The sequence below is a fragment of the Streptomyces drozdowiczii genome (genome assembly GCF_026167665.1).
Taxonomy (GTDB): Bacteria; Actinomycetota; Actinomycetes; order Streptomycetales; family Streptomycetaceae; genus Streptomyces; species Streptomyces drozdowiczii_A.
In genome coordinates, this window is record NZ_CP098740.1 from 5258586 (window position 1) to 5277026 (window position 18441).

The 18441-nt window shown below is 74.5% G+C and carries 19 protein-coding genes and 2 pseudogenes; 20 read left to right on the forward strand and 1 reads right to left on the reverse strand.

Annotation, left to right across the window (positions count from 1 at the left end; genetic code table 11):
- Positions 1–11: 11 nt before the first annotated feature.
- The 9 genes and pseudogenes from hisH to NEH16_RS23920 all read left to right on the forward strand — a co-directional run bounded on the left by hisH (position 12) and on the right by NEH16_RS23920 (position 8762).
- Entirely contained in the window at positions 12–653 is a 642-nt protein-coding gene (gene hisH / locus NEH16_RS23885; protein ID WP_073968222.1) for an imidazole glycerol phosphate synthase subunit HisH, read from the forward strand.
- Entirely contained in the window at positions 653–1378 is a 726-nt protein-coding gene (gene priA / locus NEH16_RS23890; protein WP_073968223.1) for a bifunctional 1-(5-phosphoribosyl)-5-((5-phosphoribosylamino)methylideneamino)imidazole-4-carboxamide isomerase/phosphoribosylanthranilate isomerase PriA, read from the forward strand. Before hisH ends, priA begins: the two co-directional genes overlap by 1 nt.
- On the forward strand, positions 1375–1779 hold the full coding sequence (locus NEH16_RS23895; RefSeq protein ID WP_073968224.1) for a RidA family protein: 405 nt from the start codon (positions 1375–1377) through the stop codon (positions 1777–1779). The genes priA and NEH16_RS23895 overlap by 4 nt, the downstream gene beginning before the upstream one ends.
- Complete coding sequence (gene hisF, locus NEH16_RS23900; RefSeq protein WP_018104491.1) at positions 1776–2531, forward strand: imidazole glycerol phosphate synthase subunit HisF; 756 nt, start codon at positions 1776–1778, stop codon at positions 2529–2531. The genes NEH16_RS23895 and hisF overlap by 4 nt, the downstream gene beginning before the upstream one ends.
- A gap of 126 nt (positions 2532–2657) precedes the next feature.
- Positions 2658–3035 (forward strand): annotated as a pseudogene (locus NEH16_RS33960) (AAA family ATPase); the annotation flags it as partial.
- A gap of 185 nt (positions 3036–3220) precedes the next feature.
- Entirely contained in the window at positions 3221–5332 is a 2112-nt protein-coding gene (locus tag NEH16_RS23905; RefSeq protein WP_430523768.1) for a LuxR C-terminal-related transcriptional regulator, read from the forward strand.
- A gap of 177 nt (positions 5333–5509) precedes the next feature.
- Positions 5510–6799: a PucR family transcriptional regulator gene (locus tag NEH16_RS23910; RefSeq protein ID WP_265544853.1), complete on the forward strand. Its 1290-nt coding sequence runs from the start codon at positions 5510–5512 to the stop codon at positions 6797–6799.
- A 114-nt stretch (positions 6800–6913) separates the two neighbouring features.
- Positions 6914–7501, forward strand: coding sequence for an ArsR/SmtB family transcription factor (locus NEH16_RS23915; RefSeq protein ID WP_265544855.1), 588 nt, complete (start codon positions 6914–6916; stop codon positions 7499–7501).
- Between the two features lie 25 nt (positions 7502–7526).
- Positions 7527–8762 (forward strand): MFS transporter, encoded by a 1236-nt coding sequence (locus NEH16_RS23920; protein WP_265544857.1) that lies wholly within the window; start codon positions 7527–7529, stop codon positions 8760–8762.
- Between the two features lie 16 nt (positions 8763–8778).
- On the opposite strand, the gene NEH16_RS23925 is transcribed toward NEH16_RS23920, so the two are convergent.
- The gene (locus NEH16_RS23925) at positions 8779–9411 is read right to left on the reverse strand and encodes a TIGR03085 family metal-binding protein (RefSeq protein WP_073968229.1); all 633 of its coding nucleotides are present in this window, start codon (positions 9409–9411) and stop codon (positions 8779–8781) included.
- Positions 9412–9495: 84 nt separating this feature from the next.
- On the opposite strand from NEH16_RS23925, the gene hisI reads away from it, so the two are divergent.
- From hisI to lgt, 11 genes and pseudogenes are all read left to right on the forward strand, one after another.
- The gene (gene hisI / locus NEH16_RS23930) at positions 9496–9879 is read left to right on the forward strand and encodes a phosphoribosyl-AMP cyclohydrolase (protein WP_265544858.1); all 384 of its coding nucleotides are present in this window, start codon (positions 9496–9498) and stop codon (positions 9877–9879) included.
- 11 nt (positions 9880–9890) lie between these two features.
- A pseudogene (locus NEH16_RS23935) lies at positions 9891–11398 on the forward strand (anthranilate synthase component I).
- 55 nt (positions 11399–11453) lie between these two features.
- Positions 11454–12110: a TIGR02234 family membrane protein gene (locus NEH16_RS23940; RefSeq protein WP_265544859.1), complete on the forward strand. Its 657-nt coding sequence runs from the start codon at positions 11454–11456 to the stop codon at positions 12108–12110.
- A gap of 121 nt (positions 12111–12231) precedes the next feature.
- Positions 12232–12480: an HGxxPAAW family protein gene (locus tag NEH16_RS23945; RefSeq protein WP_073968233.1), complete on the forward strand. Its 249-nt coding sequence runs from the start codon at positions 12232–12234 to the stop codon at positions 12478–12480.
- 211 nt (positions 12481–12691) lie between these two features.
- Positions 12692–13060: a DUF2752 domain-containing protein gene (locus tag NEH16_RS23950; RefSeq protein ID WP_430523769.1), complete on the forward strand. Its 369-nt coding sequence runs from the start codon at positions 12692–12694 to the stop codon at positions 13058–13060.
- A gap of 127 nt (positions 13061–13187) precedes the next feature.
- A complete protein-coding gene (gene trpC, locus NEH16_RS23955; protein WP_073968235.1) occupies positions 13188–13997 on the forward strand; it encodes an indole-3-glycerol phosphate synthase TrpC in 810 nt (269 codons plus the stop codon).
- 31 nt (positions 13998–14028) lie between these two features.
- The gene (gene trpM, locus NEH16_RS23960; RefSeq protein WP_374215639.1) at positions 14029–14169 is read left to right on the forward strand and encodes a tryptophan biosynthesis modulator TrpM; all 141 of its coding nucleotides are present in this window, start codon (positions 14029–14031) and stop codon (positions 14167–14169) included.
- 98 nt (positions 14170–14267) lie between these two features.
- Entirely contained in the window at positions 14268–15554 is a 1287-nt protein-coding gene (gene trpB, locus NEH16_RS23965; RefSeq protein ID WP_073968236.1) for a tryptophan synthase subunit beta, read from the forward strand.
- Positions 15551–16363: a tryptophan synthase subunit alpha gene (gene trpA / locus NEH16_RS23970; protein ID WP_265544861.1), complete on the forward strand. Its 813-nt coding sequence runs from the start codon at positions 15551–15553 to the stop codon at positions 16361–16363. The genes trpB and trpA overlap by 4 nt, the downstream gene beginning before the upstream one ends.
- Positions 16364–16438: 75 nt before the next feature.
- Entirely contained in the window at positions 16439–17257 is an 819-nt protein-coding gene (locus tag NEH16_RS23975) for a thioredoxin domain-containing protein (RefSeq protein ID WP_265544862.1), read from the forward strand.
- Positions 17258–17372: 115 nt separating this feature from the next.
- Positions 17373–18305 carry a prolipoprotein diacylglyceryl transferase gene (lgt, locus tag NEH16_RS23980; protein ID WP_265544864.1) on the forward strand — a complete coding sequence of 311 codons (933 nt, stop codon included), beginning with the start codon at positions 17373–17375 and terminating at the stop codon, positions 18303–18305.
- Positions 18306–18441: the final 136 nt, after the last annotated feature.

Sequence of the window (18441 nt, forward strand, 5' to 3'; positions counted from 1 at the left end):
AAGCGACGAGCGTGGATACGAAGAAGAAGGTCGTCGTCTTCGACTACGGCTTCGGCAACGTCCGTTCCGCCGAACGCGCCCTCGCCCACGTCGGCGCGGACGTCGAGATCACCCGCGACTTCGACGCCGCGATGAACGCGGACGGGCTGCTCGTGCCCGGCGTCGGCGCGTTCTCGGCGTGCATGGAGGGGCTGAAGAAGGCCCGCGGCGAGTGGGTCATCGGCCGCAGGCTGGCCGGCGGACGCCCGGTCATGGGCATCTGCGTCGGCATGCAGATCCTGTTCGAGCGCGGCATCGAGCACGGCGTGGAGACCGAGGGCCTGGACGAGTGGCCCGGCACGGTCGGCCCGCTGAAGGCCGACGTCGTCCCGCACATGGGCTGGAACACCGTCGAAGCCCCCGAGGACTCCCAGCTGTTCGCCGGACTCGACGCCGATGCCCGGTACTACTTCGTGCACTCGTACGCGGCGCACGACTGGGACCTCGAAGTCACCAACCCGAAGATCCGTGCCCCCAGGGTCACCTGGGCCACGCACGGCGAACGGTTCGTGGCCGCCGTGGAGAACGGCGCGCTGTGGGCCACCCAGTTCCACCCCGAGAAGTCCGGCGATGCCGGCGCCCAGCTGCTGACCAACTGGATCGAGACGCTGTAATGCCGAAGCTTGAACTGCTCCCCGCCGTAGACGTCCGCGACGGCCAGGCGGTCCGCCTGGTGCACGGCGAGTCCGGCTCCGAGACCTCCTACGGCTCCCCGCTGGAGGCCGCACTCGCCTGGCAGCGCGCCGGCGCCGAGTGGCTGCACCTGGTCGACCTGGACGCCGCCTTCGGCACCGGCGACAACCGCGACCTCATCGCCGAGGTCGCCGGCGCCATGGACATCAAGGTCGAGCTGTCCGGCGGCATCCGCGACGACGCCTCGCTCGCCGCCGCCCTCGCCACCGGCTGCCGCCGCGTCAACCTCGGCACCGCCGCCCTGGAGACCCCGGAGTGGGTCGCCAAGGTCATCGCCGAGCACGGCGACAAGATCGCCGTCGGCCTCGACGTGCGCGGCACCACCCTGCGCGGCCGGGGCTGGACCCGCGACGGCGGCGACCTCTACGAGACGCTGGCCCGCCTCGACTCCGAGGGCTGCGCCCGCTACGTCGTCACCGACATCGCCAAGGACGGCACGCTCCAGGGCCCCAACCTGGAGCTCCTGAAGAACGTCTGCGCCGCCACCGACAAGCCCGTCGTCGCCTCCGGCGGCGTCTCCTCGCTGGACGACCTGCGCGCCATCGCCTCGCTCGTCCCGGCGGGCGTCGAGGGCGCGATCGTCGGCAAGGCCCTGTACGCGAAGGCGTTCACCCTCGAAGAGGCGCTGGAGGCGGTCTCCGTATGACCGATTCCGCATCCGTGCGCCGCGTCTCCTCCGGCGCCCCCTGGGAGGAGAAGTTCGGCTACTCGCGCGCGGTCGAACTCCCGGGCGGCCTGGTGCTGGTCTCCGGCTGTACGTCGGTGGTGGGCGGCGAGATCGCCGCGGGCGGCCCGTACGACCAGACCGTCACCGCCTTCAACGTCGCCTTCGAGGCGCTGAGGGAGCTGGGCCTCGGCCGCGAGGACGTCGTCCGCACCCGGATGTACGTCATGCACGCCCGGGACACCGACGAGGTCGGCCGCGCCCACAAGGAGCTGTTCGACGCCGTGCGCCCCGCCGCCACCATGGTCGTGGTCTCCGGCTTCGTCGACCCGGGCCTGGTCGTCGAGGTCGAGGTCGAGGCCTACCGGGCGGGTGCGCGATGAGCCTCGCGGTACGCGTCATCCCCTGCCTCGACGTGGACAACGGCCGGGTCGTCAAGGGCGTCAACTTCCAGAACCTGCGGGACGCGGGCGACCCCGTCGAGATGGCGAAGCTGTACGACGCCGAGGGCGCCGACGAGCTGACCTTCCTGGACATCACCGCGTCCAGCGGCGACCGGGAGACCACCTACGACGTGGTGCGCCGCACCGCCGAGCAGGTCTTCATCCCGCTCACCGTGGGCGGCGGCGTCCGCACCCCGGACGACGTCGACAAGCTGCTGCGGGCCGGTGCGGACAAGGTGGGCGTCAACACCGCGGCCATCGCCCGTCCGGAGCTGATCCGGGAGATCGCCGAGCGCTTCGGCCGCCAGGTCCTGGTGCTCTCGGTGGACGCCCGACGCACCCCCGAGGGCACCTTCGAGGTCACCACGCACGGCGGCCGCCGGGGCACCGGCATCGACGCCGTCGAGTGGGCCCACCGGGCGGCGGAGCTGGGCGCCGGCGAGATCCTGCTCAACTCGATGGACGCCGACGGCACGAAGGACGGCTACGACACCGAGATGATCGCCGCCGTCCGCAAGCACGTCCGCGTCCCCGTGATCGCCTCCGGCGGCGCCGGCCGGCTCGCGGACTTCGCACCGGCCATCGACGCCGGGGCCGACGCGGTCCTGGCCGCGTCCGTCTTCCACTTCGGGGACCTGCGCATCTCCGAGGTCAAGGGCGCACTCGCGGAATCCGGCCACCCGGTGCGCTGACCGGCCGTTGTGCGCGTGCACAGACATGGGGCGCCCTTCCCTGGGAGGGCGCCCCACCGTCGTACGCGCACCTTCACGGCCCCGGCACGCGGGCCTAGCGTGCCGGGCGTGACTCCCCCCACGTCCGTGCGCAGACCGCTCCGGCTGTTCGGCCGCAGCGGTGAACTCGCCTCCCTAAAAGCACTGCTGACGCGCCTCCAGGACGGCGACGGCGGCGCGCTGGTCCTCACGGGCCCGCCGGGCTCGGGCCGCACGGCCCTCCTGGCCCACGCCGTCGCGGCGCACCGCGACCGGGGCGCCGGGCCCGTCCTCCACGTCGTCGGCGCCCCCGACGAACGATGGGTGCCGTACAGCGGGCTGCACGCACTGCTGTGCGCGGCGGGTCCCGCGCCCGGCGACCCCGCCCGCGTGCCGCGCGACGGCCTCCTCACGCTGCTCCGGCGGCTCGGCGGCGGCCGGCCGCTCCTCGTGTGCGTGGACGACGCCCACCTCTGGGACCCCGACTCCCGTGCCGCCCTCGCCTTCGCCGCCCGCCGGCTCGGACCGGGCACCCCGGTCGCCGTGCTGATCGCCGCCGGGGACGAGGCCGGCTTCGCCGGGCTGCCCGCCCTCCGCCCCGGCCCCTGGACGACGAGGCGGCCGCCGCGCTCCTGGAAAGGCTCACCGGAGCGGACCGGGCCGACCCGGTCGTGCGGGGCGAGCTGCTCCGGGAGGCGGCCGGGAATCCCGGGCTGCTCACCGCGCTCACCGCCCGCCTCACCCCGGACCAGCTCACCGGCCGGACCCCGCCGCCGCACCCGCTGCCCGGCGGCGACGAGATCCTGGCCGCCCACGCCGACCGCGTCGGCCACCTCCCCGCCGCCACCCGGACCCTGCTCCTGATCGCGGCCGCCGCCCACGCGCACGAGCCCGAGGGCACGGGGGCCGACCTCGCCCTCGTACGCCGGGCCGCCGCCTCGGCCGCCGTCCCGCACACCCCGGGATTCACGGCCCACACGCTCCGGCAGGCCGGCGACCGCGTCCACTTCGACGAGCCCCTGATGCGCCGCGCCCTCCTGCACCGGGCGCCCCCGGACCGCCGCCGCGCGGTGCACGCCCTGCTCGCCGGTCTGCTCCCGCCCGGCTACGCAGCCCTCATCCAGCGGGCCTGCGCGTCCCCCGGCCCCGACGCCCCGCTCGCCGCCGCGCTGGAGGCCGCCGCCGCCCCGCCCCGCCCGCACGCCGACCGCGCGACCGCCCTCGCCCACGCGGCCGCGCTGACCCGGGACGGGACGGCGAGGACCGCCCGGTGCGCGGAGGCCGCCGAGCAGTACCGGCTCGCGGGGGACCCGGGGCGGGCCCGCACCCTGCTGGCACGGGCGGGGCGCGCAACCGGCCCCGCCCACCACACCCGCGGTCTGCTCGCCCTCGCCGACGGACCCGCCCCCGACGCCCACGAGACCCTGCTCACCGCCGCCGCCCTGCTCGCCCCGCACGATCCCGGGCGCGCCCGGGACGCCCTGCTCGGGGCCGCCGAAGCCGCCTGGGCGGCGGGCGACGCCCTCGGCTACCTCGACGCGCTGACCCGTATCCCCGCCGACGCCGCCGACCGGGACCTCGCCCACTACCGGGACGGGATGTGCGCCGTGCTGCGCGGGCGGACCGGTGCGGGGCACCTGCTGCTGCGCCGCTGTCTCGACTCCGGCGCCCGCGACTCCGGGGCGCTGTTACGGGCCGGGGCGGCCGGTCTCGTCCTCGGCGACCTCGACGCCGCCTGCCGGGCCGGGACCCGTGCCCTCGCCGCCGTACGCGCGAGCGGCGCCGACGCCCTGCTGCCGCAGGCCCTGGAACACCTGGCCTACGCGGAGCTGCGCGCCGGGCGGCATGCCAGGGCCCGCGCCCACGCGCTGGACGGCCTGCGCGCCGCACGCCGTACCGGGCGGCCCAACACCGCCGCCCATCTGCACGCCGTACTCGCCCTCGCGGCCTCGGTCGAGGCCGGGGTGCGGGAGTGCGCGGCACACGCCGGGGCCGCGCTGGCGGGCGCCGCACCGCACGGGCTCGTCCAGGCGGAGACCCTGGCCACCTGGGCGTCGGCCCGCGCCGATCTCGCGGCCGGGCGCCCGGCGGAGGCGGCGGCGCGGCTCGACCCGCTGGTCCGGCCCGGGCCCCGGCGCGGCCACTTCGCCACCCGGATGCTCGCCGTGCCCTGCTATGTCGAGGCGTCCGTGGCGGCCGGGCGCGCGGCGGTCCGGGGCGGGGGAGCGGTGGCCGAGGCGGTGGCGGAGTTCGCCGTGTGGGCGACGCGTACCACCGACCCCCAGGTTCCCGCCCAACTCGCCCGCTGCCGGGCCCTGCTGGCACCGGACGGCGAGGCCGCCGAGCGGTACGAGGAGGCCCTCGCCCACCACGAGCGGGCCGGCGGCGACTTCGAACAGGCCAGGACCCGGCTGCTGTTCGGGTCCTGGCTGCGCAGGCGCCGCCGTACCCGCGAGGCCCGCGAGCCGCTGCGGGACGCCCTCGTCGGCTTCGAGCGGTGCGGGGCCCCGGCCTGGGCGGCCCGGGCGAGCGGCGAACTGCGGGCCGCCGGTGCGGCGGTGGAGGCCCCGGGCCGGTCCGGGGCGGGCGCGCCGCTGGCCGGGCTCACCCCGCAACAGGCCCGGATCGCCCGGTGCGTGGCCGAGGGGGCCACCAACCGGGAGGTCGCACGGCGGCTCTCGGTGAGCACCCGGACCGTCGACCACCACCTGCGCAACGTCTTCGCCGCCCTGGGCGTCCGCTCACGGACGGAGCTGGCCGGACTGCTGGGCAACGGGCTCTGAGGCCACCGGAGTTGCGGGACCGTGATGAGAAGGAGGCCGCACACCTCTAGGTACCGACTGGGCGGTATGCCATTCTGCGGGCGTCAGGATCATTCGGTGCGCCCGCGGCCCTGTCCTGGGCGGGGCGTGCCGGAACCGGCCGTGCACCGAGCCGGCCGCATCCCGGTGGAGGCCGCCATGCCGCAGGTCGTACGTTCACGGGTCAGGGCGCTGCACGCGCCGCCGCCCGTCGCCCCGGCCCCGCGCCGCTTCCGTTCGCTGGCCGACCGCGAGGCCGTCGCCGTCCTGCACCGGGCCGCCCGGGTGCTGGTGGCGGCGCTCCCGGAGCTGACGGACCGGATGGTGGAGGCGCTGCGGGAGCGCGAGCCCGCCTATCGCGCGGCGATCGAGGCCGACCCGGCGGAGATCTGGCAGGAGGTGCACCAGTCGCTGCGGCACAACGTCGGTTCGCTCATCCGGCCCCGTGAGTTCCGGGAGGCCGCGCACCGCACCTCGCGGCGGATCGGCGAGGTCCGGGCCGAGCAGGGGGTGCCGCTGGACGCGGTCCTGCACGCGTTCCGGATGGGCGGGGCGATGGTCTGGCAGGACCTGGTGGACGAGACCGCCCGCCGCCACCCCGAGGACATCCGGCTGCTCGTCCATGTCGCCGCGGACGTCTGGAACTTCGTGGACGAGCACTGCGGGGTCGTCGCGGACGCCTATCGCGGTGCCGAACGCCGCCTCGCCTGGCGCCGGGAGAACCGGCACCGCCTGATGACCGCCGCGCTGCTCGACGGCACCGCCCGGGTCGCCGACCTCCCGGACACGGCGGCGGCCCTCGGCCTGCCGGAGGACGGCCGCTACGCGGTGCTCGCGCTGCGCGACGCCCGCCGCTCCCCGCACGGCGCGGCCCACCCGCCCCTCGAACTGCCCGCCGGGACGGAGGCGGTGTGGCACGCGGGGCCCGAAGCGGAGTACGCCGTCCTGTCGTTGGGCCGACCGGGCGGTGCGGACCGGGCGGACGGACTCGCCGGGCTGGCCGCCGGGATGTGCGTGCCGCCCGGGGCCCGGGCCGGCATCGGTTCGGCGGTGGACGGTCTCGCGGCGGTGGGGGACGCCCGCCGCCTCGCGGACACGGCGCTGCGGGCCTGCCCGGCGGACGGCGGGACCGTCCTGCTGGACGAGCATCTGCCCGCCGCCCTGGTCGTCTCGTCCCCGGGGCTCGGCGCGGCCCTCGCCGACCGGGTGCTCGGTCCGCTGGACCGGCTGGACGCGGCCGACCGGGACGTGCTCATCGACACGCTGACCGCCTGGTTCGACGCGGACGGCTCGGCGCCCCGGGCGGGCGCCCGCCTCTACTGCCACCGCAACACCGTCCTCAATCGCCTCCGCCGCTTCGAACAGCTCACCGGCCGCTGTCTGACCCGCCCCTCCGACGCGACCGAGGTCTCCCTGGCCCTGACGGCCCGCCGCCTGCTGACGGGCTGAGACCGCGCGAGGTCCGCCCGGCCGGCCGCGTACCAGGACGCGCAGCATTCCTTTCGCAAGATTCCTTGCGCAATAAATATTGCGCAAGGAATCTTTTCTATCTAGGCTCTGGGTATGGCAAGCGACGCATCACGCCGGGTCTCCGACCTCGGCACCCTCAAGGCATTCGGGCACCCCCTGCGGATGAAGCTCTACCGGGCCCTCTACATCGCCCGGCAGGCCACCGCGTCCCAGCTCGCCGAGCAGGTGGACGAGGCGGTCTCGCTCGTCAGCTACCACCTGCGCAAGCTCGCCGACCACGGGCTGATCGAGGAGGCCGACCGGCAGGGCAGGGACGGCCGCGAGCGCTGGTGGCAGGCCGCGTCGGAGGGGCTGACCTTCCACGACGAGGACTTCAGCGACGCGCCCGAGAAGGCCGCGACGCACTCCGCCGTCACCCGGCTCTCCTTCGACCAGCACGTCGAGATGTACCGCCGCCACCTCGACGCGAACCGCACCTGGCCCGCCGAGTGGCGCCGCGCGGCGTTCAGCTCCGAGTTCCTCGCCCGGCTGACCGCCGACGAGCTCGCCGCGCTGGCGTCCGAGATGAACGACCTCATCAAGCGCTACGAGCAGCAGGGCCGCACCCGCGAGGAGGCCGGCGACAGCGAGAACCGCGAGAACGTCGCGCTCCATGTGTACGGCTTCCCGTTCCGCACCTGACCCGGCCCCCCGAGAGGACGCGACCGTGACCGCCACCCTGCCCGCCCCCGCCCGCCCGGCCCACCGCGACGGCAACGTCCTGCGCTGGCTCGGCGCGTACACCGCGTCCATGATCGGCGACAGCGTGTACTACATGGCCCTCGCCTGGGCCGCCGCCCGCACCGGCAACGCCTCGCAGACCGGCCTGGTGCTCGCCGCGGGCTCCATACCCCGGGCGGTGCTCCTGCTCGGCGGGGGAGTGCTCGCCGACCGGCTCGGCCCGCGCCGCGTGGTCGTCGCCAGCGACACCGCCCGCTGCCTGGTGATCCTCGGCCTCGCCGGGGCCCTGTTGCTCACCTCGCCCGCGGTGTGGACGCTGATCGCCGTCGCGCTCGTCTTCGGCGCCGTCGACGCCCTCTTCCTGCCCGCCGTCGGCGCCCTGCCGCCCCGGATCACCGCCCCGTCCCAGCTCGCCCGCGTCCAGGGCATGCGCGGCCTCGCCACCCGTACCGCCAACGTCGTCGGCGCCCCGCTCGGCGGCGTGGCCGTCGCCCTCGGCGGGCCGGTCCTCGCCTTCGCCGCGGCCGGCATCCTCTTCGCCGTGTCGCTCCCGCTCCTGCTGGCCGTACGCATGCGCGCGCTGCCCGCGCCGGAGGCGTCCGCCCCCACCGGCACGGCCTGGCGGGAACTGGCCGACGGGCTGCGCCACATCCGCCGCCACCCGCTCCTCGGGCCGCTGATGCTCGTCGTCGCCGTCAGCGAACTCGGCTTCGTCGGGCCGCTCAACCTCGGCCTCATCCTGCTCAGCGACGAACGCGGCTGGGGCGCCTCCGGCATGGGCTGGGTCGTCGCCGCCTTCGGCGTCGGAGCGGGCGCCTCCGCCCTCCTGCTCGCCGTACGCGGCCGGCTGCCCAGGGCCGGACTGGTCATGTGCCTGACCGTCCTCGTCGGAGCCGTCGCCATCGCGGCCCTGGCGTACGTGCCCTCCGTACCGCTCGCCGCGGCCGTCGCGGTCCTCGTCGGACTCTTCGCCGGCCTCGGCGGCTCACTGTGCGGCGCGCTCACGCAGACCGTCACCGACCCGGCCTACCTGGGCCGCGTCACCTCGGTCTCGACGCTCTTCACGCACGCCCTCGCGCCGCTCAGCTACCCCGTCACCGGAGCCGCGGTCGCCCTCTGGGGCACCGGCCCGGTCTTCGTCGCCAGTGCCGCCCTGAGCGCGGCCGGCGCGGGCGCCGGCCTCCTCCTCGCCCCGCTCCGCCGGGCGGAACTCCCGCGCTGACCGGGGCGTACGCGGGCTACATGCCCAGCTTCGCCGTCGTCACCCGGCCGATCGCGTCCGGCTCGCCCTCCAGCTCCACCCGCGCCGCGTCCTGCCGCCCGAAGGCGAACAGCAGCAGCTCGCCCGGCTCACCGGTCACCGTCACCACCGGCGTCCCCCGGTGCGCCACCGCGGTCTGCCCGTCCGGGCGGCGCAGCACCAGGCCCACGGGCGCCTTCCGGCCCAGCATCCGCGCCGCCTTCTCCGTACGCGCCCACAGCGCGTCCGCGAAGACCGGGTCCAGCTCACGGGGCGTCCAGTCGGGCTGCGCCCGGCGCACGTCCTCCGTGTGGATGTAGAACTCCACCGTGTTCGCCGCCTCGTCCAGCTGCTTCAGGCCGAACGGGGACATCCGGGGCGGGCCGGTCCGGATGAGCTGGATCAGCTCCTCGTACGGCTTCTCGGTGAACTCGGCCATGACCCGGTCCCGGCGGCCCTTCAGCGGCCCGATGAGCGTCCCGGCCGCCGCGTCCGGCCGCCGCTCGCGCACCACCACATGGGCCGCGAGATCACGGGCCGTCCAGCCCTGGCACAGGGTCGGGGCCTGCGGGCCCGCCGCCTCCAACAGGTCGGCGAGCAGAAGACGTTCGCGCTTCGCATGGGTCGACATGCCCGCCAGCGTACGACCGCCGTGCCCCGTCCGCCCAGTGGACGCCCGCCCGGACACCCCTCGCCGCCACGGCACAATGGGCCCATGAGCAGCACGCCCCAGCCCGGCACCCCCCGGACCGCCAGCGACCTCGACCCCGCCATCGCCGCCCGCCTCAAGCGCGGCGCCGACGGACTGGTCCCGGCCGTCGCCCAGCAGTACGACACCGGCGAGGTACTCATGCTCGGCTGGATGGACGACGAGGCGCTGCACCGCACCCTCACCACCGGCCGCTGCACCTACTGGTCCCGCAGCCGTCAGGAGTACTGGGTCAAGGGCGACACCTCGGGCCACATCCAGCTGGTCAAGTCCGTCGCCCTGGACTGCGACGCCGACACCGTCCTCGTCAAGGTCGACCAGACCGGCGCCGCCTGCCACACGGGCGACCGCACCTGCTTCGACGCCGACGTCCTGTTTCTCGGCCAGTAGTGTCTCCGGCCATGGACCTCGACACCTTCCGCAAGCTGGCCGTCGACCGGCGCGTCATCCCCGTCACCCGCCGCCTCCTCGCGGACGGCGACACCCCCGTCGGGCTCTACCGCAAGCTCGCGGGCGAGCGCACCGGCACCTTCCTCCTGGAATCCGCCGAGAACGGCCGCACCTGGTCGCGCTACTCGTTCATCGGCGTACGCAGCGCCGCCACGCTCACCACCCGCGACGGCGAGGCCCACTGGCTCGGCACCCCGCCGGTCGGCGTGCCCGTCGACGGCGACCCGCTGCACGCCCTGGGCGCCACCATCGAGGCCCTGCACACCCCGCACGACCGGGAATCCGGCCTCCCGCCCTTCACCGGCGGCATGGTCGGCTACCTCGGCTACGACATCGTGCGCCGCCTGGAGAAGATCGGCGAGAGCGGCGGCGACGACCTGAAGCTGCCCGAGCTGACCATGCTGCTCACCTCCGACCTGGCGGTCCTGGACCACTGGGACGGCAGCGTCCTGCTCATCGCCAACGCCATCAACCACAACGACCTGGCCACCGGAGTGGACGAGGCGTACGCCGACGCCGTCGCCCGGCTCGACGCGATGGAGCGCGACCTGCGCCGCCCCGTCGAGAACGCCCCCGCCGCCCTGCCCCGTCCGAGCTGCCCCCGTCCGAGCTGCCCCCGTACACCGCGCTCTGGGGCGGAGAGGCGTACCAGGACGCCGTCGAGGACGTGAAGGAGCGCATCCGGGCCGGCGAAGCCTTCCAGGTGGTGCCCTCCCAGCGCTTCGAGACCCCGTGCACCGCGAGCGCCCTCGACGTCTACCGGGTGCTGCGCGCCACCAACCCCTCGCCGTACATGTACCTCTTCCGGTTCGACGGCTTCGACGTCGCCGGATCGAGCCCCGAGGCCCTGGTCAAGGTCGAGGACGGCCGGGCCATGGTCCACCCCATCGCCGGGACCCGGCACCGCGGCGCCACCCCGCAGGAGGACCAGGCCCTCGCCGACGAACTCCTCGCGGACCCCAAGGAGCGCGCCGAGCACCTGATGCTCGTGGACCTCGGCCGCAACGACCTGGGCCGGGTCTGCGAACCGGGCAGCGTCGAGGTGGTCGACTTCATGTCCATCGAGCGCTACTCGCACGTGATGCACATCGTCTCCACCGTCACCGGCAAGGTCGCCGAAGGACGCACCGCCTTCGACGTGCTGACCGCCTGCTTCCCCGCCGGCACCCTCTCCGGCGCCCCCAAGCCCCGCGCCCTCCAGATCATCGAGGAACTGGAACCCACCCGCCGGGGCCTGTACGGGGGCTGCGTCGGCTACCTCGACTTCGCCGGGGACTCCGACACCGCCATCGCCATCCGCACCGCCCTGCTCCGCGACGGCACCGCGTACGTCCAGGCGGGCGCGGGCGTCGTCGCCGACTCCGACCCGGTCGCCGAGGACACCGAGTGCCGCAACAAGGCGGCGGCGGTCCTGCGCGCCGTCCACACCGCCAACCGCCTCGGCGGCGCCCGAGCCTGACGCCCGCGCCTCCCGGCCAGGGGCGCGGTGGGGCGTTCCGGGCCGGTGAGGGATAGTGGAGTACGTGAGTGCCGTCCCCGTACCCCAGCCCCGTACCGAAGCCGCCGCCGCGCCCGACAGTGCGGGGAGCCGCCGCACCCTGGCCGCCGGCCTGCTCCTCGGGGCGGCCGGCGCGACCGTCGTCCTGCTCGCCTCCGGGCAGACCTGGGCCGAGGGCAAGGCCCCCGTCGGCGGCGGCAGCCTCCCGCTGAGCGCCGACGGGCAGGACGTCACCGGACTCCCCGCCGCCCTCGCGATCGTCGGCCTGGCCGCCCTCGTCGCCGTCTTCGCCGTACGCGGCGGCGGCCGGCGCGTGGTCGCCGGACTCCTCGCGCTCAGCGGACTCGGCGCCGCGCTCAGCGCCTTCATCGGCGCGTCCGACAGCGGGGCGCTGGACGAGAAGGCCGCGCAGACCAGCGGCGACAGCGCGGCCACCATCACGGCCCTCAGCCACACCGCCTGGCCGTACGTCACGGCCGTCGGCGGCCTGCTCATCCTGCTCGCCGGGCTGCTCGCCCTGCGCTACGGCAGCCGGTGGCCCACGATGTCCGGCCGCTACGAGCGCGACGGCACCCCCCGCCCCCGCAAGGCCCCGCGCCCGCTCGACCCGGACCGGCCCGAGGATCTGTGGAAGGCCCTGGACCGCGGCGAGGACCCGACGCGCGAGGCATGACCCCCAGCTCACGTCCTACCCGCACGTACGGGACAATGACGGTGAGCTGGCACAGCGGCACGGGCCGTGGGCACAGCGACCCGAGCGATTCCAACAGCGCAACACCAACGAGGAGCAACTCATGGCGGGCAGCAGCCACGGACACACCCCGGCCGCCTGGACCGGTGTCATCATCGCCTTCATCGGCTTCTGCGTCGCGGGCGTCTTCATGGTCGCGGCCAACCCGGTCGGCTTCTGGGCCGGCATCGGCGTCGTCCTGCTCGGTGGTGTCGTCGGCCTCGCGATGAAGGCCGCGGGCCTCGGCATGCCGAAGGAGTCGGCCGAGCTGACCGCCGCCCGCGCGCGCGCCGGCCAGGCGCAGACCTCCTGACCCCCGCACCACGTACGCCGGAAAGGCGCGGCCCGGACCGGGCTGCGCCTTTCCGCGTCAGCGGCGACAATCACCGGGTGGACGCAACGCCAACCCCCTCCGCCGCCCCGTCGGACCCCGCCCCGGCCCCGCCGCCCTTCGCCCCCGTGCGGGCCCCCTCTTCCCCACGGCCCCCGCCGGCGCCTCGCGGCTGCGCCGGATCGCCGTCCCGGTGGGCGTGCTCGCCGCCGTCGTCGGCGCCTTCGGATACGTCGCCACCGTCGACCCGAACGAGCCCGGCCACTACCCCGTCTGCCCGCTGCTGCGGTTCACCGGCATCTACTGCCCCGGCTGCGGCGGCCTCCGCAGCGCCCACGACTTCGCCCACGGCGACCTGGCCGCCGCCTTCGGCGCCAACGCGCTCGCCGTCGTCGGCTACGGGATCTTCGCCGTGCTGTGGGCCGTCTGGCTGATCCGGGAGGCCCGCGGAAAGCCCCTGCGGATCGGACTGCGCCCGGCGCACTGGTGGGCGATCGGCGCCGTACTGCTGCTCTTCACCGTCGTCCGGAACCTTCCCTTCGGCTCCGCGCTCGCCCCGTGAAGTCCCAGGTAGTGGGACAGCCGGCGGCCGGATGCGGGCCCAGCGCCCTCCTGCGGATACCATCGGAGTGGCTGATCCTGTGGCCTGTTACGTTTTTTTGTCACCGTTCCGGAAGGGGGCCGCTCGCGTGAGTGTGCTCGACGAGATCATCGACGGCGTCCGCGCCGACCTCGCGGAGCGGCAGGCGCGCGTCAGCCTCGACGAGCTCAAGGAACGCGCCGCCCGCGCCCCCCAGGCCAAGGACGGCGTCGCCGCGCTGCGCGGCGAGGGCGTGCACGTCATCTGCGAGGTCAAGCGCTCCAGCCCCTCCAAGGGCGCGCTGGCCGCCATCGCCGACCCGGCCGCGCTCGCCGCGGACTACGAGGCCGGCGGGGCCTCCGTCATCTCGGTCCTCACCGAGGAGCGCCGCTTCGGCGGCTCGCTGGCCGACCTGGAGGCCGTCCGCGCCAAGGTCGACATCCCGGTCCTCCGCAAGGACTTCATCGTCACCTCGTACCAGCTGTGGGAGGCCCGCGCCTACGGCGCCGACCTCGTGCTGCTGATCGTCGCCGCCCTCGAACAGGAGGCGCTGGTCTCCCTCATCGAGCGCGCCGAGTCCATCGGCCTCACGCCGCTGGTCGAGGCGCACGACGAGGAGGAGGCCGAGCGCGCCGTCGAGGCCGGGGCCCGGATCATCGGCGTCAACGCGCGCAACCTCAAGGACCTCAAGGTCGACCGCTCCACCTTCGAGCGCGTCGCCCCCGAGATCCCGGACCACATCGTCAAGGTCGCCGAGTCCGGCGTCCGCGGCCCGCACGACCTGATCGCCTACGCCAACGCCGGCGCCGACGCGGTGCTGGTCGGCGAGTCCCTGGTCACCGGCCGCGACCCGCGGACCGCCGTCGCCGACCTCGTCGCCGCCGGCGCCCACCCGGCGCTGCGCCACGGACGGGGCTGACCAGGCCGTGTCCCTCCCGCACCCCGAGCCGATGAGCTGCGCCCTGCCCTCGTGGCACCGCGGCTGCCGGGCGCCCGCGCGCCGGGTGCACGGCCGGCGGGTGCGGTACGTGATCGGCGCCGAGCCCGGCCAGGTCAACGGCATGCGATGGCGCACGGGGCGCGCGCTGTAGCCGAGCCCCGAAACCGCCCCGGTCCCTGACCGGGGCGGCGCTCCGCTCACGGCGCAGACGGTGCGACCACCCCTGTGACGACGAGGAGCACGTTCCGCATGTCTTCCGACTTCTTCATCCCGGACCCGGAGGGTCTGATCCCCAGCGCCGAGGGCTACTTCGGCGCGTACGGCGGCAAGTTCATCCCGGAGGCGCTGGTCGCCGCCGTGGACGAGGTCGCCGTCGAGTACGAGAAGGCCAAGGCCGACCCCGCGTTCGCCGCCGAGCTGGGCGAGCTGATGGTCCACTACACCGGCCGGCCCAGCGCCCTCACCGAGGTGCCCCGCTTCGCCGAGCACGCCGGCGGCGCCCGCGTCTTCCTCAAGCGCGAGGACCTGAACCACACCGGCTCGCACAAGATCAACAACGTGCTGGGGCAGGCGCTGCTGACCCGGCGCATGGGCAAGACCCGCGTGATCGCGGAGACCGGCGCCGGACAGCACGGCGTCGCCACCGCGACCGCCTGCGCCCTCTTCGGCCTCGACTGCACCATCTACATGGGCGAGATCGACACCCAGCGCCAGGCGCTGAACGTGGCGCGCATGCGGATCCTGGGCGCCGAGGTCATCGCCGTGAAGTCCGGCTCCCGCACCCTCAAGGACGCCATCAACGAGGCGTTCCGCGACTGGGTCGCCAACGTGGACCGCACCCACTACCTCTTCGGTACGGTGGCCGGCCCGCACCCCTTCCCGGCGATGGTCCGCGACTTCCACCGCGTCATCGGCGTGGAGGCCAGACGCCAGATCCTGGAGCAGGCCGGCCGGCTGCCGGACGCCGCCGTGGCGTGCGTCGGCGGCGGCTCCAACGCCATCGGCCTCTTCCACGCCTTCGTGCCCGACGCGGACGTCCGCCTCATCGGCTGCGAGCCCGCCGGACACGGCGTGGAGACCGGCGAGCACGCGGCGACCCTGACCGCGGGCGAGCCCGGCATCCTGCACGGCTCGCGCAGCTACGTCCTCCAGGACGACGAGGGCCAGATCACCGAGCCGTACTCCATCTCGGCCGGTCTGGACTACCCGGGCATCGGCCCCGAGCACGCCTACCTCAAGGACGTGGGCCGGGGCGAGTACCGCGCCGTCACCGACGACGCGGCGATGCAGGCGCTGCGCCTGCTCTCCCGTACCGAGGGCATCATCCCGGCCATCGAGAGCGCGCACGCGCTGGCCGGGGCCCTGGAGGTCGGCAGGGAGCTGGGCAAGGACGGGCTGATCCTGGTCAACCTGTCCGGGCGCGGCGACAAGGACATGGACACGGCGGCCCGCTACTTCGGGCTGTACGACACCGACGCGGCCGTCGAGGCCGACGCCGACGGCGGGAACGCGGAGATCGAGGGGGACGCGCAGTGAGCGGCAACATCGAACTGCTGAACAGCACGCTCGCCACCGCGCGGGCCGAGGACCGGGCCGCGCTCATCGCGTACCTGCCGGCCGGCTTCCCGACCGTCGACGGCGGCATCGAGGCCGTCAAGGCGGTCGTGGCGGGCGGTGCCGACGTCGTCGAGGTGGGGCTGCCGCACAGCGACCCGGTCCTCGACGGCCCGGTCATCCAGACCGCCGACGACATCGCGCTGCGCGGCGGCGTACGGATCGCCGACGTGATGCGCACGGTGCGCGAGGCCCACGAGGCCACCGGGGCGCCGATCCTCGTCATGACGTACTGGAACCCGATCGACCGGTACGGCGTCGAGCGGTTCACGGCCGAGCTGGCCGAGGCGGGCGGCGCCGGGTGCATCCTGCCCGACCTGCCGGTCCAGGAGTCCGCGCTGTGGCGCGAGCACGCGGGACGGCACGGCCTGGCCACCGTCTTCGTCGTCGCACCCAGCAGCAAGGACGAGCGGATCGCCACCATCACCGACGCGGGCTCCGGCTTCGTCTACGCCGCGTCCCTGATGGGCGTCACCGGCACCCGCGCCTCCGTCGGCGCGCAGGCCGAGGACCTGGTGCGGCGGACCCGGGCCACCACCGAGCTGCCGGTCTGCGTCGGCCTCGGCGTGTCCGACGCCGCCCAGGCAGCGGAGGTCGCCGGCTTCGCCGACGGGGTCATCGTCGGCTCGGCCTTCGTCAAGCGGATGCTGGACGCCCCCGACGAGGCGGCCGGGCTCGCGGGTGTCCGTTCACTGGCGGCCGAGCTTGCCGAAGGTGTTCGAAAGCGCTGACACCTGGGGTAACCCGAACGGGTGGACCTCGGCCCGGGGAGGCACGCGAGTGCCTCCCCGGGTCGTTTGCGCGGTGTGAGCGAGAAGAACGAACAGGGTAAGAGGGCCGCGCGAGACCGGCTGATCCAGCAGCGCGAGCAGGCGAAGGCGCGCGACCGCCGGCGCCGCACGCTGATCGTGTCCACGGCCGTGGTGGGGGTCCTGGGCCTGGCCGCCGTCGTCGGCGTGATCGCGGCGAACACCGACGGCAAGAGCGACAAGTCCAAGGCGTCCGGACCCGCCGTCGCGCCGTCCGGAGCGACCGGCAAGGACGCCCTGGCCATCCGGGTCGGCGCGGACGAGGCCCCGTCCACCCTCACCATCTGGGAGGACTTCCGCTGCCCGGTCTGCGCCCAGTTCGAGACCGCGTTCCGCGACACGATCCACGAGATGGAGCGTGACGGCCAGATCAAGGTCGACTACCACCTCGCCACGATCATCGACGGCAACATGGGCGGCAGCGGCTCCCTCAAGGCGGCCAACGCGGCCGCCTGCGCGCAGGACGCCGGCAAGTTCTCCGCGTACCACGACGTGCTGTACAGCAACCAGCCGGCGGAGACCGACGACGCCTTCGGTGACAACGACAAGCTGATCGAGCTCGCCAAGAAGGTCCCCGGCCTGGACACGCCCGAATTCCGCGGCTGCGTCGAGGACGGCAAGCACGACGCGTGGGTGGAGAAGTCCAACAAGGCCTTCAGCGACGGCGGCTTCCAGGGCACCCCGACGGCCCTCCTCAACGGAGAGTCGATCTTCCCGAAGAAGGGCGACGAGCCGATCACCGTCGCCCATCTGAAGAAGTGGGTCGCCGAGGCCAACAAGGGCAAGAAACCGGCCACCCCCACGGCGACGCCGTAGCCCGGCCGGCGGTGCCGAGGGGGCCGGTCGGGGGAATCGACGGCCCGCTCGTTACCCAGACGTTGCCGGGCGGGTTGTCCTACCTCCCGCCCGGCAGGGTAGCGTCGACGCTGCCATGAACCTTGCCTACATTCCCAGCCCGTCGACCGGCGTGATCGATCTCGGACCGATCCCGCTCCGCGGCTACGCGTTCTGCATCATCATCGGTGTCTTCGTCGCCGTCTGGTTCGGCAACAAGCGCTGGGTCGCCCGAGGAGGCACCGCCGGCACCGTTGCCGACATCGCCGTCTGGGCCGTGCCCTTCGGGCTTGTCGGCGGCCGGCTCTACCACGTCATCACCGACTACCAGCTGTACTTCAGCGACGGTGAGGACTGGGTCGACGCCTTCAAGATCTGGCAAGGCGGCCTCGGCATCTGGGGTGCGATCGCGCTGGGTGCGGTCGGTGCGTGGATCGGCTGCCGCCGCCGCGGGATCCCGCTGCCGGCCTGGGCCGACGCCCTCGCTCCCGGCATCGCCCTCGCCCAGGCGTGCGGCCGCTGGGGCAACTGGTTCAACCAGGAGCTGTACGGCAAGGCGACCGACGTGCCGTGGGCGCTGAAGATCAGCGAGGGCCCGAACCGGGTGGCCGGCACCTACCACCCGACCTTCCTGTACGAGTCGCTGTGGTGCGTCGGCGTGGCCCTCCTGGTGGTCTGGGCCGACCGCCGCTTCAAGCTCGGCCACGGGCGGGCATTCGCGCTGTACGTCGCGGCGTACTGCGCGGGGCGCGCGTGGATCGAGTACATGCGCGTGGACGAGGCCCACCACGTCCTGGGCCTGCGGCTCAACGTGTGGACGGCGCTGATCGTGTTCGTGCTCGCGGTGACGTACATCGTGATCTCGGCGAAGGTCCGCCCGGGCCGCGAGGAGATCGTCGAGCCCCGGGCGCCGGAGTCCGCGGACGATGCGGACAAGGCGGACGAGGTCGAGGCGGGCGAGCCGGAGGCCGCGGAGGCGGACACCGATGCGCCGAAGGCGGACGGTACGGCCGAGGCCGCGAAGGGCTGACGCCGCGCGCTAGCCGGGTAAGGGGCTGCCGAGATTCTCGGCGGCCCCTTCGCCGTCGTTGGGTGTCCTCAATCGCCGGACGGGCTTGATTTTGCCGCTCGCCGTCGATGCGGGGGAAAACCAGCCCGTCCGGCGA

What these genes read in the sequence shown, in the direction of transcription:
- trpM (WP_374215639.1), top strand. Translation starts at nt 14,029, where the DNA reads ATGAGCTGCGCCCTGCCCTCGTGGCACCGCGGCTGCCGGGCGCCCGCG.
- trpB (WP_073968236.1), top strand. Translation starts at nt 14,268, where the DNA reads ATGTCTTCCGACTTCTTCATCCCGGACCCGGAGGGTCTGATCCCCAGC.
- NEH16_RS23945 (WP_073968233.1), top strand. Translation starts at nt 12,232, where the DNA reads ATGGCGGGCAGCAGCCACGGACACACCCCGGCCGCCTGGACCGGTGTC.
- hisF (WP_018104491.1), top strand. Translation starts at nt 1,776, where the DNA reads ATGAGCCTCGCGGTACGCGTCATCCCCTGCCTCGACGTGGACAACGGC.
- hisI (WP_265544858.1), top strand. Translation starts at nt 9,496, where the DNA reads ATGAGCAGCACGCCCCAGCCCGGCACCCCCCGGACCGCCAGCGACCTC.
- NEH16_RS23910 (WP_265544853.1), top strand. Translation starts at nt 5,510, where the DNA reads ATGCCGCAGGTCGTACGTTCACGGGTCAGGGCGCTGCACGCGCCGCCG.
- lgt (WP_265544864.1), top strand. Translation starts at nt 17,373, where the DNA reads ATGAACCTTGCCTACATTCCCAGCCCGTCGACCGGCGTGATCGATCTC.
- priA (WP_073968223.1), top strand. Translation starts at nt 653, where the DNA reads ATGCCGAAGCTTGAACTGCTCCCCGCCGTAGACGTCCGCGACGGCCAG.
- NEH16_RS23925 (WP_073968229.1), bottom strand. Translation starts at nt 9,411, where the DNA reads ATGTCGACCCATGCGAAGCGCGAACGTCTTCTGCTCGCCGACCTGTTG.
- NEH16_RS23915 (WP_265544855.1), top strand. Translation starts at nt 6,914, where the DNA reads ATGGCAAGCGACGCATCACGCCGGGTCTCCGACCTCGGCACCCTCAAG.
- NEH16_RS23895 (WP_073968224.1), top strand. Translation starts at nt 1,375, where the DNA reads ATGACCGATTCCGCATCCGTGCGCCGCGTCTCCTCCGGCGCCCCCTGG.